Genomic DNA, 18,793 nt, shown 5'->3' with positions numbered 1-18,793 from the left:
ATTTAAAATAATTCTAAAACGTTTCGAGAATTATGTTAAAATAACATGTTATTAAAACTGTCAATTTTAAATTGACAGTTTTTTTATTAGGAAGATAAAAATTATAGAAAGCGAGCAAAGCGATGACCTTTTTTATTTCTGTCCAACAAGTTGTCATCATGTTTTTATTGATGGGGATTGGATATTTTTGTCGTCATATTAATTTAATTAGTGAACAAACAACTAAAGATATGACGAATGTTTTATTATACATAGTTTCACCATGTTTAATTGTGAATGCTTTTTTACAAAAATTTTCATGGCGACGTTTAGAATTATTTTTTATTGTTTTTGCGACTGTTATTGGTGTCTTTTTATTAGCGATTTTAATTGGAAAGTTAGTATTTACTGATAAAAGAGTCGCTGATGTACAAAAAAGAGCAGTTTTACGTTATGGAGCTCCATATTCGAATGCTGGTTTTATGGGAGCGCCTTTAGTACAAGCAATTTTAGGCAAAACAGCAGTTTTTTTTGCGGTACCATATTTGGTAGTTTATAACATTTTTATGTGGACACATGGTGTTGGTTTATTTAAAAAAACCAAAGATATCCGGCAAAATTTAAAAGAAGCATTATTGAATCCGAATGTGATTGCATCTTTAGTGGGATTGTTGTTATTTATTACTCAAATTCATTTACCAGATATTTTAGTGACTACTATTCATCAGGTGGTTAATTTAAATACACCATTAAGTATGATTATTATTGGGACTAATTTAGGTGCTGTGAAATGGAAACAATTAGCCAACGATCGTTTTATTTGGCAAGGGGTATTTGTCCGGAATATTTTAGTTCCGGGGATCGTTTTGTTAGTGTTAATTTGGTTGCCTTTGAACACGCCTGCTTTGATGGCAACGTTAATTATGGTTAGTTGTCCAGTGTCGGGTACAGCAGTATTATTTAGTTTATTGAATGATTATGATTTAGAATTTCCCACGAAATTAATGTGTTTATCGACCGTGTTTTCTATTGCGAGTTTACCATTATTGATATTATGTGCTGATTTATTGCTGCAAATTTAAATTTTTAATGAAAAACACTTAAATAATTGGAAAGTCTATGCTAGAATAGCGAAATGTTAAATTTTAATTTAGCGTTTTGCTATTTTTATTTTAGAAAGAGTGTTGGAAAAATTGACTTTTATAATATCGATTGAACAAGTAGTTATTATGTTTTTATTAATGGGTGTGGGCTATTTATGTAGTCACCTAAAAATTTTAAGTCGTGATACTACAAAAGATCTGACGAGTTTGTTATTGTATGTTATTTCACCGTGCTTAATTGTGAATGCTTTTTTACAAAAATTCACTTGGATGCGTTTGAAATACTTTTTTATTGTTTTTGTTACCGTTATTGTTTTGTTTGTGATTGCTATTATGTTGGGTAAAATATTTTTTACGCAAAAAAATGTTACCGATCCGCAAAAATTAACAGTTTTACGTTATAGTACATCTTATTCGAATGCTGGTTTTATGGGGATTCCATTAGTTCAAGCTATTTTAGGCAACTTAGGTGTATTTTTTGCGGTACCGTATTTAGTAGTTTTCAATATGTTTATGTGGACACAAGGGGTTGGGTTATTTAAACGTCCTAAATCCTTAAAATATAATATTAAATCTGCTATTTTAAATCCGAATAGTATTGCTTCGGTAGTGGGATTAATGATTTTTGTGTTACAAATTCCGATGCCACGCTTATTAGGAACAGCGCTACATCATATGACCAATTTAAATACACCTTTAAGTATGATTGTAATTGGGGCTAATTTAGGTGTTGTTAAATGGAGCCAACTAGGTAATGATCGATTAGTTTGGAAAGGTGTAGCTGTTCGAAATTTGGTGGTACCTTTAATTATGTTATTAATTTTAATTTGGTTACCAATGAATGTGACTGCTATGATGACAACTTTGATTATGATTAGTTGTCCGGTTGCGGGAATGGTTGTCTTATTTAGTTTGTTGAATGAGTTCGAATTAGAGTTTCCGACGAAATTAATGTGCCTTTCAACGGTACTTTCTGTCATTACTTTACCTTTAATTATTCTTTTAGCTGATATTTTACGGCATATTTAAGATTTTACTGCTTAGAAACCTTGAAAAAAAAGATGTTTCAGTATAAAATGAATAGATGCATGAACCGTGAAGGGAGGTTTTTTACATGTCATACAACGCACACGTTGGTGTCGGCCAAGATCGTCGTCCAGTAAACCACACAAACACTAAAAAACGTCGCGCTCAACATGAATCAGTTCTTACATTCCTTAAAGAACGTGAAGAAGCTGACAAAGCTGAAGCTTAATCAAATGATGAAGCGTTATCCAATTTATTTGGAGACACTTGAATTAAATGAAATAATAAATAGTTCCACATGAAGTTTGTTGAAATTTCGTGTGGATTTATTTTTATCTAAAAAAGGATTCCATCAAATGGAATCCTTTTTTGTTAGTTTAATGTAATTACGACTTTTGTTCCGACAGGCATGTTGTGATAGAACCATTTTGCATCTGGAATGGATAGACGAACACAGCCGGCGGAAGCAGGTTCTTTACCGAGTTTTTGGGCTTCTTTAATAATATAATCACCATTGATATCCGTAGGAACGGTATGGAACAAATAAACACCATGATCTTTAAATGAAGAATAAAACTTAGCGCCATCTTTAAAGCGCGGATTATAAAAATGTAATCCCTTTTCTGGTTCGAGATAAAATGTACCGGTTGGTGTGAGACTAGTTACTTTGCCAGTTTTTTGATTTTTTTGTAGGCGTCCAGCTGAAGTATACATAGTATAAATAACTTTTTGGCCAGACATAATATAAACGCGGTTCTTTTTTATTCTAACTTTCACCCATACATCAGGTGTGTTAGCGATATTGGGGTAAGGGATAGTTTGTGAAGATTTTTGATAATCAATTGGTACACGCATATTTGGTGTGGTTGGTTCTTTTTTGATTTCCGATGGAGTAGACTGAGTTTGATTGGTATGAGATCCTTTATGTAAATGTTGGTAAGCGAAAAATAAAATAACAAGAGTTACTAGACTAATTAATAAGATTGACGTTCTAGATCTTTTTTTCATAAAATATTCTCCTCAAATTAAGCTGTTCAACTATCATAATAAAACCTAAATTGAAATTGTCAAATGATTCTTTGGGTGATTAATTTTGAGTTTTGGAAAAGTTTCGTGTAGAATGGTGCCTAGAAATTAAAATGTGAGGTGTCACAGTGAACGGAGAAATTAAAGTTCAAGAATTTATCGATGAAATTCAAGAAGAAAATTATGCAACTGAAGTTTTAATGATTAAATTAGCTGATTTAAAACCAGAAACAATTCAAGCCACGTTGGAACAGTTTTTAAGTCGGTTTATGGTTCAAGTTCAAGAACACAATTTAATTCATTTAGAATTAGTTGTTGATGATAGTGAAGTTTTAACAAAAATCGTTTTAGAAAGTGGTGTTATTAATTTACCATATGCTAATACGAAAGTTGTTGATAATTTCTTTGAAGAGTTAACGCAAAATGTTCCATTACAAATCAATTTAATTATTGAAGCTGAAACATTAAATGCATCGGGATTGCATATTGATACATTAGCTGCAGTGAATGAATATCCCAAACAAGCCACGCAAATTGTGTCCAATATGATGGAAATTACACAAAAATCGTTACAAGCTATTGAAGAAAATGCGAGTGTTGTTGAAAAAGTTGAAGTTTAAAAAATGAAATCACTTAACTATGAAAGTTAAGTGGTTTTTATTTTTAAATTAGTGGAGTTTTGTCGTGAAAGGTATTAGCTTTTCGATAGTAATTTGTATTAAACATGTTATTATTGTAATATAAGAGTTTGAAGAGAATTAAACTCAAGTGAAAAGTGATAAAAAAGAAATGAGGAATGATTTTTGTCTACAGGTCAGGTGCTTACAAACCTATTAATAGTCTTGGGAGCATTAATTTTAGCGGCGTTTTTCGTAGCTGCCGAATTTGCGATTGTTTCCGTTCGGAAAAGCGCAATTGAAACAATGTTAGAAAATGAAGAAGGTAACCATAGAAAACTAAAACTATCATTGAAGATGGTTAATAAAATGAATGAGTATTTATCTACGACACAAGTAGGGATTACTTTAACAGGTATCATTTTAGGTTGGATTGGTGCTGATACATTAGCTAAATTATTGACAGATATTTTTGATTTAACTTCATTTAATCATACGACAGCTGTAGCGATTAGTGCGGTTTTAGGGGTTGTTATTTTAACTTATTTAGAAGTTGTGTTAACTGAAATTGTCCCTAAAAACATTAGTATTGATATGCCTTTGAAAGTTTTAATGTTAGTTGTTATACCACTGCATTATTTCCATACGCTTTTTTACCCATTTGTTTGGTTATTAAATAGTTCTGCAAATGGTTTAGTAAAAATGTTTGGCTTACAACCTGCTGGTGAAAATGATGATGTCATGTCACAAAATGAAATTTTAAGTGTTTCTCGGAACGCAGTTCATGGTGGGGCAATTGATAAAGCTGATTATTTATATATGCAACGGGCCTTTGAATTCAATGATAAAATCGCTAAAGATATTATGGTTGATCGGACTAGTTTGGAAGTTGTTGATATTACAGCCACTGTTAAAGATGTTATTAATAAATACGTTGCAGAAAAATTCACACGTTTTCCGGTAGTAGCCAATAATGATAAAGATAATATTTTAGGTTATGTTTATATTTATGATATGATTCGCCAAGCACAAGTTGATGATAGTGTGAAAATTAGTAAGTTATTACGAACAATTATTTCTGTTCCGGAAGTAACACCAATTCAAACATTATTGAAAAAAATGATTCAAGAACAAACACCAATTGTGGTTGTTGTAGATGAATACGGTGGTACAAGCGGGATTGTAACTGATAAAGATATTTATGAAGAATTGTTTGGGGTTGTTAAAGACGAAGTTGATGATGTTTCAGGCGAAGATATTATTAAAAACGCTGATGGAACATATAAAATTTCTGGTAAAACAACATTATATGATTTTGAACGGTATTTTAAATATCGGAATAAAGATTTTCAAGAATCAGAAAGTGTTACAATGGCTGGTTATTTATTAGAAAACTATAAAATTAAATTAGGTTCAGTTGTTCAAGTTGGACCTTTTGAAATTAAAGTGACTGAATTTAATCGGAGTTATATTGAATGGATGGAAGTTAAACGTCTTTCGGAAGATCAATTAACGCCAGAATCATCAGAAGCAAGTACAACAGAAGAATAAAAAATGGACGTCAGGAGTTAAATGCTCCTGGCGTTTTTTAATATAAAATAGTGAAATAATTTTAGTTAAATAACTAAGCTGAAAAGAGGTTTTTTTCAAGTGTGAAGTATGCTACAATGTAAAAAACGTATATAAAAATTAATATAATGTTATTTTTAATAATAAACACGAACTATATAAGATGCAAGTGGAGTTAATGTTAGTTTTTATCGAAAATAAAAGGAGTTAATAAGAATGACTAATTGGGATAATAAATTTGCAAAAAAAGGATTTACATTTGATGACGTACTCTTGATACCAGCTGAAAGCCACGTCTTACCAAATGATGTTGATTTAAGCGTTCAGTTAGCTGATAATCTAAAATTAAATATCCCAATCATTAGTGCGGGAATGGATACTGTGACGGAAGCAACAATGGCGATTGCAATGGCACGTCAAGGGGGCTTAGGAGTTATCCATAAAAACATGACAATTGAAGAGCAAGCAGCACAAGTTGCGAAGGTTAAACGTTCTGAAGGTGGTGTAGTAATTGATCCTTACTATTTAACACCACAAGATACAGTTGCTGTAGCTGAAACATTAATGCGTAAGTATGATATTAGTGGGTTACCAATTGTTGAGTCACGTGAAAGTGGTGTTTTATGTGGGATTTTAACAAATCGTGATTTAAGATTTGTTTCAGATTATCAAGCACCAATTGCTGATGTGATGACAAAAGAAGAAACATTAATTACAGCACAAGAAGGCATTTCTTTGAAAGAAGCTGAAGAGATTTTACAAGAAAATAAAATCGAAAAATTACCAATTGTTAATTCACAAGGTCAATTAACCGGTTTAATTACAATGAATGATATTGAAAAAGTCGTGCAATATCCGAATGCAGCTAAAGATGAAGAAGGTCGATTATTAGTAGCCGCTGCAGTTGGTGTGACAAGTGATACTTTTGACCGGGCCCAAGCGTTATTGAATGCCGGAGCAGATGCTTTAGTTATTGATACTGCTCATGGACATTCAGCTGGTGTTATTCGTAAAATTAAAGAAATTCGTGCTCATTTCCCACAAGCAACATTAATTGCAGGGAATGTAGCTACTGGACAAGCAACACGCGATTTATTTGAAGTTGGGGTTGATGTTGTGAAAGTCGGAATTGGACCAGGTTCGATTTGTACAACTAGAATTGTTGCGGGTGTTGGTGTCCCACAATTAACAGCTATTTTTGATGCAGCTCAAGTCGCACAAGAATATGGTAAGAAAATCATTGCTGATGGTGGGATTAAATATTCTGGTGATATTGTGAAGGCGATTGCGGCTGGTGGTAATGCTGTCATGTTAGGTTCCATGTTAGCCGGAACAGATGAAGCTCCCGGTGAAATGGTTATTTATCAAGGACGTCGTTACAAAACATATCGTGGCATGGGAAGTTTAGGTGCGATGGATTCAACACATGGTTCATCTGATCGTTATTTCCAAAGTGCAGTTAATGAAGCTAATAAATTAGTACCAGAAGGCATTGAAGGACAAGTTGCTTATAAAGGTAGTGTGGCTGGTATTATTTATCAAATGGACGGTGGACTTCGTTCGGGTATGGGTTACTGTGGTGCTGCTAATTTACAAGCGTTAATCGATGATGCTCAATTTGTACAAATTACAGGTGCTGGATTGAAAGAATCTCATCCACATGATGTGCAAATTACTAAAGAAGCACCAAACTATTCAATGAACTAAAAAATAAAAAGCGGACAAAACTTAGTGAGGAAGTTTTGTCCGCTTTTTGTTATAAAAAAATCCAGAGAAAGGACCTAATCTCTCTCCGAATAGATAAATAAATAAGTTCGGTAATTTCATATCACGTAATTTAGTTATCTAATTAGTATTTGAAATTACTTTTAAAAATATAACGGCTTTTGACGGGCAAGTCAAGGGTTTTTTAGAAAAAATCAGCGTCAAATTTAATTGATATTAGTTTCAAACGGTTACATAAAAGCGAACGAATTTACAAAGGGGTAAAATAGAGTTCGGTATTTAATGATTTGAATATAAAGTCCGCGATATTAAGTAATTCTTTAACTATTAAGTAAGTTAAATTTGATACAATATAAACAGAGAATTAAGTAAAAAAGTAGTCAAGGAGATGATTTAGATGAAAATTTTAGTAGTAGATGACGATAAAGATATTGTTGAATTATTAAGTATTTATATCAAAAATGAAGGTTATGATGTTGAAAAAGCATATGACGGTAAAGAAGCTTTGACGAAATTGAATACAAATCCAGAAATTGCATTGATGATTTTAGATATTATGATGCCTAATATGGATGGCATGGCTGTTATTCATGAAGTGCGGAAAGATTCACAAATTCCGATTCTTTTATTATCAGCTAAAACAGATGATTTAGATAAAATTCAAGGATTAATTAAAGGTGCTGATGATTATGTTACAAAACCATTTAATCCGTTAGAAGTGATGGCGCGTGTGAAATCTTTACTACGTCGTTCACAACATGAGGTTAAGAACAATGAACCTGATCAAATTGAAATTGGACCACTTGTAATTAAAAAAGATTCTCATGAAGTTGAAACTGTAACTGGAAAACCAATTCAATTAACAGCTTTAGAGTTTGGAGTTTTATATTTATTAGCAAGTCATCCTAATCGTGTTTTTTCAGCGGATGAAATTTTTGAACGTGTTTGGCAACAAGAATCTGTTATTTCTGCAAAAACAGTAATGGTTCACGTAAGTCATTTACGCGATAAAATTGAAGAAGCAACAGATGGTGAAAAAGTTATCCAAACTGTTTGGGGTGTTGGATATAAAATTGAAATGCATTAATAATAGAAGTAGCGAGGTAGGAGAGTGTGAAATTTAAACTCACAGCACGTGAAAAAAGTGAATTATTTGGTGAAGGGATTGTCACCATTATCTTATTACTATTATTGAATATTGCGACATTTGTGGTTTTAGATCAATTAATCGCTTCTAATCCTGAATTAGAGAATGGGATTTTTCAAATTAAAATGTCATTGTCTTTTGGACCGAATAATATTCGGATTTGGAGCTGGGGTTGGTTATTTGGTGTGATTCTCTTGATTGGGGATGGAGCCTTTATTTATTGGCGTTTGATTCGTCGGTATCGTCAAATGCAGTTGCGTCACATTATTGCAGAATTGCATTATATTGCTGATGGACATTTTGATCATCGGATTCCGTTTCAAATTTCCGGCCAAATGCAAAAGGTAGTTTCGAGTGTGAATGCCTTAGTTGATAGTACTATCAAAGCGATGGAAGATGAACGAGAAATCGAACGATCCAAAGATGAATTGATTACTAATGTTAGTCATGATATTCGGACACCATTAACTTCTATTATTGGATATTTGGGTCTGATTGAAAATAAACAATATCATAGTGAAGAAGATATTTTGAAATATACTCATACAGCTTATTTAAAATCACGTGAAATGAAAGTATTAGTCGATGATTTATTTGAATATACTAAAGTGCAACAAGTTGATGCACCATTACAGTTAACGCGGTTAAATGTTTGTCAAATGTTAGAACAAATTGCGGCGGGATTTGAGTTAGAAGCGCAAAATCGTCAGATTCAATTAACAGTAGATGTTCCCAAAGAACCGCTTTATATGGAAGCTGATGGCGAAAAACTAGCGCGTGTTTTTAATAATTTGATTACCAATGCTTTTAAATACGGTACTGGTGCTAAAAATATTTATTTAACATTGCGTCAAAGTAGCCCAGAAGAAATTAAAATTACAGTCGCTAATGATGGTAAGCCGATTCCTAAAGAAGCCTTAGAACATGTATTTGAACGATTTTATCGAGCAGAAAGTTCGCGTTCACGTGCTACGGGCGGAACGGGGTTAGGTTTAGCGATTGCGCAAGGGATTGTTCAATTACATCATGGTTTTATTTATGTTACATCGAATGAAAAATTAACGAGCTTTATTATTAATTTACCGGTGAAACATCAAGAAAAATAAAAAGCGATTTAAAATAGGTATAGTTAGTGACTATTAAGTTTAGAATGCTTATAATAAGAAGGAAATATAAAACGAGAGGAAATAAAATAGGATGCAATTAAGAAAAGTACTTCAAAAAACAGCCATAGTAGCAATGACTTGTTTAATGGCTTTAACACCTGTTGTAATGGGAGGAGTTAAAGTATCAGCTGATACAAATATTGATGAAAGTTCAATTAATATTAAAGCTAAATCAGCGATTGCGGTTGATGCTGAAACAGGCCAAATTATTTATGGTCAAAATGAAAATGAGCCTTTAGCAGCTGCTTCAATGACAAAAATTTTATCAGCCTATTTAGTTTTAGAAGCTGTACATAATGGTAAATTGAAATGGAATCAAAAAATTCCAGTGCGTTCTGCAGCACAAAAAGTGAGCCAAGATACAAGTTTATCTAATGTTCCTTTAAAATCAGATCATGAATATACAGTTCGTTCTTTATATCAAGCAACATTAATTTATTCAGCTAATGGTGCTATTATGGCCTTAGGTGATGCAATTGCTGGATCTCAAAAGAATTTCGTGAATATGATGCGTAAAAAAGCTCGTTCATTTGGTATTAAAGATGCCAAAATTTATACATGTAATGGTCTTCCTAATGGGTTATTAGGTAAAGGTGCTTATCCAGGGATTCCAGCTGATGCAGAAAATGAATTTTCTGCACGTGATATGGCAATTATGGCAACAAGATTACTTAAAGATTATCCAGAAGTGTTAAAAACAACTAAAATTCAACATAAAAAATTTAATAACGGGACTTCATATACAGTTATGAATAACTGGAATTGGATGTTACCAGGGTTAGTTAAAGCTTATACAGCATTGCCAGTTGATGGTTTAAAAACAGGTACATCTGATAAAGCTAAAGCATGTTTTACAGGTACTGTTAAAAAAGATGGTCACCGTATTATTACTGTTGTAATGGGTGCAAGCCATAAGAGTCAAACAGACTTATCACGTTTTGTGGAAACACAAAAATTAATGTCATATGTTTATAATAGTTTCACATATAAAACAATTAAAAAAGGCACAAAAATTAAAGGTGCAGCTGTTAAAGTGGAAACCGGTAAAGAAGAAACAGCTCCGATTGTAACTGGTAAAAAAACACATATTTGGGTTCGAAATGATTTAACACCTAAATATCAAGCAACAACAAAAATTAGTAAAGATTTAGTTGTTGATCATAAATTACAAGCACCTGTGGATGAAGGCGAAAAAGTTGGTACTATGACAATTAAAGTTAAGGGCCAAGATAATAAAAACATCAATGGTGCTAAAGGTGTTCAAGTTAAAGCTGTTGCGAAAGAAGATATTAAAAAAGCAAATATTTTCGTACGTATGTGGCGCGGAATTACAAATATTTTCTAAAAAAGATTAGAAATTCAAAGTGAACTTAGTTTAATCGACTAGGTTCGCTTTTTTTGATGTAAAATAATGTTAAAATAAAACGGAGATTAATTAATAAGAAAAAGGAGAGTTTAGACATGTTAAGCAATATGGTACAAATGATTGTATGTTGGGCATTAGCTAGTTATACATTTTATTATTCACGTAAAAGAAAACAAGAAGGTAAAATTGGTGCTAAATGGTATTTAGGTGTCACAATTTTACTTGTACTTGGTGGAATTGAAGCGTGGATTTTTTAATTAAGCCCCTTTAAATCAAGATAATTCAGATTGTTTTTGGAGAACGATTAAAGTGCGACACTTTGCGAAATTCGTTTATTGTAAGTCATAGACATTGTGTGTACACTATTCAATATGAATAAGATTGGTATTAAACTGTATCAGTTTTTAAATATAAATAAATGAAGGGGGCGGATGATTTGAAGATGATCAAAGAAGAATTTAAAAATTTGTTGAATCATAAAATTTTATTAGTATCAATTACAGTTATTATGATTATTCCATTTTTATATTCAGTCTTCTTCTTAAAATCTGTTTGGGATCCTTATGGTAATGTAAAACACTTGCCAGTAGCGGTCGTTAATGAAGATAAAAGTGTAAAGTTTCGAGGTAAAACAATCGATGTTGGTGATCAGTTCGTTAGTGAGTTGAAGAAAAACCATGATTTAGATTGGCATTTCTTATCAGCAAAAGATGCTGAATATGGATTACGTCATAAAAAATACTATATGGTTTTAACAATTCCGAAAAACTTTTCACATAATGCATCAACAATTTTGGATAACCAACCTAAGAAAATGGAAATTAAGTATCGTACAAATGATTCTTTAAACTATTTAGGGAAAGTTATTAGTGAACAAGGTGCGAAACAAGTTAACGATGTGATTCGTGATAATGTTTCGAAAGAATATGCCACAGCTATTTTCAAAGAAATTGACAAAATTGGTGGCAAAATGACACAAGCAGCTAACGGTGCAAAACAATTAGCTGATGGTACTGTTAAATTAAGTGACGGTATTAATAAATATACAGCTGGTGTAGCTCAAGTTGGCGATGGCTTGATGACATTACAAACAAAAATTGGACCTTTAACAGAAGGTGTCGATAAATTAGTTGAAGGATCTAACAAATTAGTTATCGGTTCTGATAAAGTAGCTGATGGTTTAAGTCAAGTTAATGCCAAAACAGGAACTTTAGCAGCTGGTGCAAAACAATTATCTGAAGGTTTAAATACTTTAAATGATAAAACAGGTCAATTAGCCGATGGTGCTAATAAATTAGCTGATGGATTAAATACCTTAAATGGTAAAACAGGTGCATTAGCAGCTGGTGTGGCTCAATTACAAAAAGGGTCTCATGATTATAACGAAGCAATTATTAAATATACAACAGGTGTTTACCAAGTATATAGTGGAATTCAAAAAGTAGCTGATAATTTAACTAAACTTAAAGCTGATGGTACTGAAAAAGCCAAAGCAGGCGCTTCCGAATTAAAAACAGGTGCTTTCAAATATACAGCTGGAGTTAAAGCAATTGCAGTTGGAATGGGTGCTCTTGATTTAAGTGTTAATACTGGCGATTTAGTTGGTAAAATGCAAAAACTTAATGAAGGTATGCAAGAATTAAATAAAGGTTTGAAAACTTTAAATGGTACATCTTCACAAATTGAAGCTGGTAGCAAGAAGTTAACTAAAGGAACAGCTGATATGAAACAATTAGTAGCTGTTGCTAAACGTGTTCGGGCTTTAAACAAGACATTAAAAGCAGTTGTTGATAATCCAAAACCAGCAGCTGATAAAATGCCAACAGGAATGCCTACTCAAGCTGAAATTCAAGCTGTACAAGCAACTTTAACAGAATTAATTGCAGTACAAAAACGTTTAACACAAACTAATAATGATTTAAAAGCATCTAATGTTAAATTAGATGAATTAGCTCAAGCACAAACAGATCCTGCTGCTAAAGCGGCTATTCAAGCCATTGTTGCTAAAAATAAACAAACAATTGCCGCAAATGATGGTGCAGGTGTGGTTGATACAACTAAGACAGTTGCTACATTAAAAGTTTTAAATGATGTTTATACAAAAGTAGCTGCTACAAAACCACAAGATAATAAAGCATTAAAAGTCTTAGCTAAACAAGCTAATGAAGCATCTACACAATTAGCAGCATCTTTAGAACCAGCTGTTAATAATTTAAATGCAGGTGCCACAGCTTTAGATCAAGGTATTAATCAATATACTCAAGGTGTTGCTAAAGCTCGTGTTGGTAGTATGAAATTAGCTTTAGGAACAAAATTATTAGTTCCAAGTACAAAACTTTTAGCAGGAAGTATTGCTAAGATTAACCAAGGTTTACAAACATTATCAACTAAAGGTACTGAATTATATGCAGGTACAAGCAAGCTTTATGATGGTGTTGCTAAGATCGATGAAAATGTTGGTAAATTAGCAGAAGGTACAACTAAAGTTGCTGCAGGTGCTAAAGCTTTAAATGATAAAGCTCCAGCCTTAAAAGCTGGTTCAGCAAAAATTGCTGATGGGATTGCAACATTAAATAATAATGTTCCAGCTTTAGTAGCCGGTGTTAGTCAATTAAACGCTGGTGGTCAAAAGCTAAAAGCAAGTATGCCAGCTTTAGTAGCCGGTGTTAGTCAATTAAACGCTGGTGGTCAAAAATTAAATGCAGGTGTTCCTGTATTAGTTAATGCTATTGAAATGTTAAATGCTGGATCTCAACAAGTTGCTGGTGGTCAACATGCATTAAACGAAGGTTTAAATCAATTACATGATAAAGTACCTATGTTAGCAGCTGGTGTTAATAAATTAGCTGAAGGTGGCCAAAAACTTGTTTCTAAAACACCAGAATTAAAAGCTGGTACAAACAAATTGGCAGCAGGTAATAATGAACTTGCTACAAAACTTCAAGCTGGTGCAGATAAATTAGGTGAAATTGAATTAACCAAACGTACAGCAGAAATGCTTGCGAACCCAACTAAGTTAAAAGAAAGTCATTATAGTGAAGTTCCTAACTATGGTTACGCCTTAGCTCCATATATGCTCTCTGTGGCATTATATGTTGGTGCATTAGTATTTAACTTTATTTACCCAATTCGTCGTCTATCAACTCCTGATGGCTCTGCAACATCATGGTTCTTTAGTAAAGTCTTGATTGGAACAACATTTGCTGTCTTAGCTGGTTTAGCTGAAACAGGCTTAATGATGTTATGTGGATTACATCCAGAACATGTTGGTAGTTTCTTGATGAATGCTGTAGCGTTCTCAATGACTGCGACATTTACAGTTATGTTCTTCTCAATTGCATTTGAAAACCCAGGACGCTTTATTGCGATGATCTTGTTAATTATCCAATTAGGTTCATGTGGTGGTTCATTCCCAATTGAAATTACTAAAGGTATGAATGGTTTATTCGAAGCAATTAATCCATACTTACCAATGACATATTCAGTTTACGGATTCCGTCAAGCTTTAACATCTGGTCTTGGTTCAAGTCAAATGATGCAAACATATGCCGTGCAATTAGGCTATATCGTTGTTCTCTTGATTTTAATCTGGATTGCAATGTTATACTTACGCCGGAGCGGTAAAGTAACATATATGGAAGATTTCAGAACTCGTGAAGCAGATGCTGCTTTAGAAGATGAATAAAATTAATTAAAAAACTGTTGTAATTGGTATCATCCAATTACAACAGTTTTTTTGTTTTGTACATTGGTATAGTTTTTGCGTTATAATGAAAAGTGAGATGTTAGTCGTTGTGGTGATTTGGGGAGGAATTTTAAATGACAGAGAAACAAACCAAGCAAAACGGTACGACCATTAATAAACAATTACGTCCTGATTTGAAGAAAGTAGAACCAAATAAATATGGTCAGGAATTTGAAGTTGGAACACCCGTTGTTTTTGAATTTCAAAAGCAGACATATCAAGGTGTTGTACAAAAACAATTGAAAAATGCTGCTATTATTGATTTTAGTGGTGCTTCACAAGAATCAGAATTAGCACAAGATTTGAAACAAAAAATTGTGATTAGTTATACAGATTTAGCAAAAAGTGAATAATAATTGAAGTTGGAACACTAACAATCTCAGGATAGTTAGTGTTTTTTTTATAAGCGAAATTTAATCTGAATTTGAAAAGAAGGTAAAAATACTTTAGACTTAAGACTCAAATTAAAAAGTGATTTTGGAGGATTTATGAGTAAATTAGAAAAAACAAGTTTTTTAGCTGCGGCTATTTATATTGGAATTATGGCTGTGGGTATGTACACAATGCACAGTATTTTTGGTTATAGTTATGATCAACCTGCTATGACAAAAATTTTATTAGGTTTTGAAATTGTGATGACTTTAGTTGGCGTGTACTTTTATCGTAAAAATTTAAAAGGAACAGGTTTTGGTAAAGTTCGTTTTAGTTTTGGTTACTTAGTACTAGCTATTTTGATTTTAGTTTCCGTTTGGATGTTTTTTACGAAAGGTGATTTCACAGCTAATCCTAAATTAGTAGTAATTGTTGCTATTACAACATTATTTGTTGGTATTTCAGAAGAATTAATGTTTCGTGGGATTGTTTTAGGTTCATTTCTAAAATCAGGTCATGTTTATCAAGGAATATTTTTTAGTGCGCTCTGCTTTGCTTTATTACATGCAGTAAATGTTTTGGGTGGTTCACCATATTCTGAAGTAGTAACACAAGTTATGATGACGTTTATTAATGGTTTAGCTTTTGCTGGTTTAAAAATTAAATTAAACAATTTAACACCATTAATGATTTTCCACTGGTTATATGATTTTCTTTTAATTGCAGGGTTAGTTGCTCATGTGGATGTGAGTGGAATTATGTTATTAGTGACATTAACAGAAATTATTATTTTAATTCCATTGTTTATTACTGCACCAAAAAACTATGCGAAAAACAAAGTTTAAATAAGAAGAATTATAAATAGTAGTGACAAGATTACTAAAAATAGTGAATTTTTTTCCTAGAAATTAGGCAAAAACATCTATTATTTAAGGAATCTATGTTATAATTTTTTTGCGAGGACATTTCTATTTTGGAGGAACTATTTGTGAAAAAAGAAGAACCGCGTTGGTTAGAAGTTTTAAAAGTATCTCTTCCGTTATGTTTAAGCTATGTTCCAATTGGTTTAGCTTGTGGGATTTTGTTGAATGCATCAGGTTTTAATACATGGATGACAGGTTTAGTATCATTGCTTGTTTTCTCTGGTGGTGGTCAGTTTATGATCGCATCAATGTTAACATCACATGCACCTATTCATACAATTTTAGTAATGTTATTCTTCTTAGAATTAAGATATGCATTATTAGGTTCAAGTTTATCCCAATATTTAAAAGGAACAAGCAAGAAGTTTCTTTACATCTTCGCCATTTCAATGAACGATGAAAACTATGCCGTTAACTATTTGAAATTTGCTACTGATAAAGAATGGTCACCTAAAGATGCCTTGATGGTAGAGCATTATTCTCTCCTATTTTGGACATTGGCCAATATTGTCGGTGGTTTAATTGGTAATTTAATTACAATCAACTTAGAAATTGTTGATTTTGCCCTTACAGCATTGTTCTTATACATGGTTGTAATGCAATTCAAGAACAAATTAACAATCTTAATTAGTTTCTTAGCAGCAATCTTTGCTGTAATTGCAATGTCAATCTTTAAGAGTACGATGGGTCTGGTTGTAGCTACTTTAATTGCTTCCTTTGTTGGATTTGCAATTGAAGACTATTTGGTAAAACATGGCAAGGCCAAAGGATTTTGGTTGAAAGTCATAAAACCTAAAGCTAGTCGGAAAGTAATTAGTAAGTCAGGGGAATAGTAATTATGACAAATATGGATCATTTCATTTTAGTTATCTTATCAATGGTAGTGGCATTTATTCCGCGTTTTATTCCGTTACGTATTTTCTCAACAAGAGAAATTCCACAATGGTTTAATGAATGGATGAAGTATGTGCCTGTTTCACTATTTACAGCACTTGTTGTCAAAGATATATTTATGGATACACAACATTACGTATTCGTAGGATTTCATAATGTGGCTAAAATCATTGCCTCGCTAATTGTTATTGCAGTCGCATATCGATCCCGATCAATGGGTCTTTCGGTAGTGTTTGGACTAGCAGCTGTCACATTATTAGCTATGGTATTTGTATAAAAATACTAAATACTAAATTGAATTATATATAGACTATCTCTAGCTAATAATTAGCTTTCGATGGTCTTTTTTAGTTTTAAAATCACAAAAGGTGGTGGGGGACATAGATTCAAAAAAAGTAAAGGGAAGTATGCAAAATTTACGTGTTAAAAATTTATACGCTGCATTTGCTTCTAAAAATAATAGTTACATCCTCAAAGGAATTTTAATTGGGGCATTAATTGGTTTTGTTGTTGGTGTTTTTCGTTTAATTATTGATAATACCCTAAAAGGTTTGTTTTGGGTATATCCTTATCTGGTTAAGCATCCGTTAATGATTATTGTTTATGTGATTGGGACAGTTATTGTTTGGCTGGCTTTGACACGAGTGGTAAAACCATTTGCTAAGAAAGATGAAATGTCTTGGTGGTCCGGTTTATGGCGCACTTTTGTTGGGGCGTTATTAGCGATTTGTCCGGGGTTATTTGCAGGTCGTGAAGGTCCTTGTATTCAAATGGGATCATATATTGCGCGAGGTTGTTCGGTGAATTTATTTCATGATAATGAACAAGATTTAAAAGTTTTAGTACATAGCGGGATGTCGGCAGGTTTAGCAGCCGCTTTTAGTGCTCCGATTGCCGGAACGTTATTTATTTTAGAAGCAATTAGTTTTGAATTTACACCAGTTATCTTAATTACATCGATGACAACATCGATTAGTTCAGTTGTGGTTACATATTTTTTCTTTGGTATAAAACCATGTTTATATTTAGCTTATAGTGGTTCACTACCATTAGAATCATATTGGTTATTATTAATTTTAGGAATTTTAATGGGATTTTTAGCTTGGGTATTCCAAATTACAAATACACAAACTAAAAAATTATATGAACTTTTACCAATTCCTAAAAGATTTAATACAATTTTACCGTTATTATTTGTGATTCCAATTGGTTTAATTTATCCTAAAATTTTAGGTGGGAGTCATGATTTTATTTCCGTTTTAACAAGCGATCAATTTATGCATTCTGTTTTAAACGATCCAAAATACACAATGATTGGTGTGATTATTGTTTTTGCGTTAGTGCGGTTTGTCTTTACAATGATTTCTTGTAATGCGACAGCTCCAACCGGGATATTTATGCCGATATTAGTTATGGGGGCTGTGACAGGCGCTTTATATGCTGCTTTAGTCATTCGTTTTGGTTTAATTAGTGATATTTATTATTTAAATATTATTATTTGTGCGATGGCCGCTTATTTTGGGGCTGCATTAAAAACACCATTTACAGCAGTTGTTCTTTTAGTGGAAACTGTAGGTAGTGTTAAATATGTGATGCCAATTTTAATTGTGACTTGGATTGCTTATATTGTGAATAGTTGGTTAAAAGGAAAATCGGTCTTTAATGACTAAAGAAAAGCACATGACTTTTAAAGTCATGTGCTTTTTTAATCTTGGAGATATTTATGTTTTAAATTTAAACTGAACGAAATAATTACCACAGCTAATAACATGCTGGCGAAAGTATCAGAAGGATAATGAACATGTAAATAAATTCGTGTTGCTGCCATAATAACAACCCACACTGCGCCTAAACATGAAAAGAAGAGTTTTAATGCTTGATTTTTAATATTGTATGTTAAAAATACAACTAATAAGAACACTAAGAGTGCTGTTCCTAATGTGTGGCCGCTCGGATAACTATAGCCGCTTTGTGGAATCAATTTATCAATAGGACGTGCGCGTTGGATCATATGTTTTACGATGAAATTAAGTAAGTTACCACCTACTAAAACAATTAATGCCCAAAGTGTATTTTGGCGACCGAATTTAAAGTAAATATAAACGCATAAAATTAGACATAAGATAATTGTCATT

At 32.5% G+C, this 18,793-nt stretch carries 18 protein-coding genes; 16 read left to right on the top strand and 2 right to left on the bottom strand.

Features of this window, described 5'->3' with window-relative positions:
• Positions 1-122: 122 nt before the first annotated feature.
• From G540_RS0100750 to G540_RS07455, 3 genes are all read left to right on the top strand, one after another.
• Positions 123-1,061 (top strand): AEC family transporter, encoded by a 939-nt coding sequence (locus G540_RS0100750; RefSeq protein ID WP_027106432.1) that lies wholly within the window; start codon positions 123-125, stop codon positions 1,059-1,061.
• A 99-nt stretch (positions 1,062-1,160) separates the two neighbouring features.
• Positions 1,161-2,111 (top strand): AEC family transporter, encoded by a 951-nt coding sequence (locus G540_RS0100745; RefSeq protein WP_342340796.1) that lies wholly within the window; start codon positions 1,161-1,163, stop codon positions 2,109-2,111.
• A gap of 85 nt (positions 2,112-2,196) precedes the next feature.
• Entirely contained in the window at positions 2,197-2,337 is a 141-nt protein-coding gene (locus tag G540_RS07455; protein ID WP_169439089.1) for a hypothetical protein, read from the top strand.
• Positions 2,338-2,480: 143 nt separating this feature from the next.
• Here the strand turns inward: G540_RS07455 and G540_RS0100735 are convergent, their stop codons facing one another.
• Positions 2,481-3,116 (bottom strand): L,D-transpeptidase, encoded by a 636-nt coding sequence (locus G540_RS0100735; RefSeq protein WP_027106430.1) that lies wholly within the window; start codon positions 3,114-3,116, stop codon positions 2,481-2,483.
• 146 nt (positions 3,117-3,262) lie between these two features.
• Here G540_RS0100735 and G540_RS07200 point away from each other — a divergent pair, with 146 nt between their 5' ends.
• The 13 genes from G540_RS07200 (at position 3,263) to G540_RS0100670 (ending at position 18,328) form a co-directional block, all read left to right on the top strand.
• Complete coding sequence (locus G540_RS07200) at positions 3,263-3,754, top strand: hypothetical protein (protein WP_051188903.1); 492 nt, start codon at positions 3,263-3,265, stop codon at positions 3,752-3,754.
• Between the two features lie 183 nt (positions 3,755-3,937).
• The gene (locus G540_RS0100725) at positions 3,938-5,302 is read left to right on the top strand and encodes a hemolysin family protein (RefSeq protein ID WP_027106429.1); all 1,365 of its coding nucleotides are present in this window, start codon (positions 3,938-3,940) and stop codon (positions 5,300-5,302) included.
• Positions 5,303-5,536: 234 nt separating this feature from the next.
• On the top strand, positions 5,537-7,027 hold the full coding sequence (guaB, locus tag G540_RS0100720; RefSeq protein ID WP_027106428.1) for an IMP dehydrogenase: 1,491 nt from the start codon (positions 5,537-5,539) through the stop codon (positions 7,025-7,027).
• A gap of 415 nt (positions 7,028-7,442) precedes the next feature.
• Complete coding sequence (gene croR / locus G540_RS0100715; RefSeq protein WP_027106427.1) at positions 7,443-8,132, top strand: response regulator transcription factor CroR; 690 nt, start codon at positions 7,443-7,445, stop codon at positions 8,130-8,132.
• A 26-nt stretch (positions 8,133-8,158) separates the two neighbouring features.
• Positions 8,159-9,298, top strand: coding sequence for a sensor histidine kinase (locus G540_RS0100710; RefSeq protein ID WP_027106426.1), 1,140 nt, complete (start codon positions 8,159-8,161; stop codon positions 9,296-9,298).
• A gap of 91 nt (positions 9,299-9,389) precedes the next feature.
• Complete coding sequence (locus tag G540_RS0100705) at positions 9,390-10,703, top strand: serine hydrolase (protein WP_027106425.1); 1,314 nt, start codon at positions 9,390-9,392, stop codon at positions 10,701-10,703.
• A gap of 116 nt (positions 10,704-10,819) precedes the next feature.
• Complete coding sequence (locus G540_RS07370) at positions 10,820-10,981, top strand: hypothetical protein (RefSeq protein WP_155885122.1); 162 nt, start codon at positions 10,820-10,822, stop codon at positions 10,979-10,981.
• Positions 10,982-11,166: 185 nt separating this feature from the next.
• Positions 11,167-14,409 carry a YhgE/Pip family protein gene (locus G540_RS06790; protein ID WP_235807543.1) on the top strand — a complete coding sequence of 1,081 codons (3,243 nt, stop codon included), beginning with the start codon at positions 11,167-11,169 and terminating at the stop codon, positions 14,407-14,409.
• Between the two features lie 134 nt (positions 14,410-14,543).
• Positions 14,544-14,822 (top strand): hypothetical protein, encoded by a 279-nt coding sequence (locus G540_RS0100690; protein ID WP_051188901.1) that lies wholly within the window; start codon positions 14,544-14,546, stop codon positions 14,820-14,822.
• Positions 14,823-14,957: 135 nt separating this feature from the next.
• Positions 14,958-15,686: a CPBP family intramembrane glutamic endopeptidase gene (locus G540_RS06785; RefSeq protein ID WP_051188900.1), complete on the top strand. Its 729-nt coding sequence runs from the start codon at positions 14,958-14,960 to the stop codon at positions 15,684-15,686.
• A gap of 143 nt (positions 15,687-15,829) precedes the next feature.
• On the top strand, positions 15,830-16,597 hold the full coding sequence (locus G540_RS0100680; protein ID WP_027106423.1) for an AzlC family ABC transporter permease: 768 nt from the start codon (positions 15,830-15,832) through the stop codon (positions 16,595-16,597).
• A gap of 5 nt (positions 16,598-16,602) precedes the next feature.
• Positions 16,603-16,935: an AzlD domain-containing protein gene (locus G540_RS0100675; RefSeq protein WP_081653511.1), complete on the top strand. Its 333-nt coding sequence runs from the start codon at positions 16,603-16,605 to the stop codon at positions 16,933-16,935.
• A 130-nt stretch (positions 16,936-17,065) separates the two neighbouring features.
• Positions 17,066-18,328, top strand: coding sequence for a ClC family H(+)/Cl(-) exchange transporter (locus G540_RS0100670; RefSeq protein ID WP_027106421.1), 1,263 nt, complete (start codon positions 17,066-17,068; stop codon positions 18,326-18,328).
• Between the two features lie 35 nt (positions 18,329-18,363).
• Here G540_RS0100670 and G540_RS07435 read toward each other — a convergent pair whose 3' ends face one another.
• Entirely contained in the window at positions 18,364-18,792 is a 429-nt protein-coding gene (locus G540_RS07435) for a phosphatase PAP2 family protein (RefSeq protein WP_161808003.1), read from the bottom strand.
• Position 18,793: the final 1 nt, after the last annotated feature.

This window comes from Ligilactobacillus ceti DSM 22408 (assembly GCF_000423245.1).
GTDB classification, from domain to species: Bacteria; Bacillota; Bacilli; order Lactobacillales; family Lactobacillaceae; genus Ligilactobacillus; species Ligilactobacillus ceti.
This window is presented reverse-complemented; position numbering and strand designations above follow the sequence as displayed.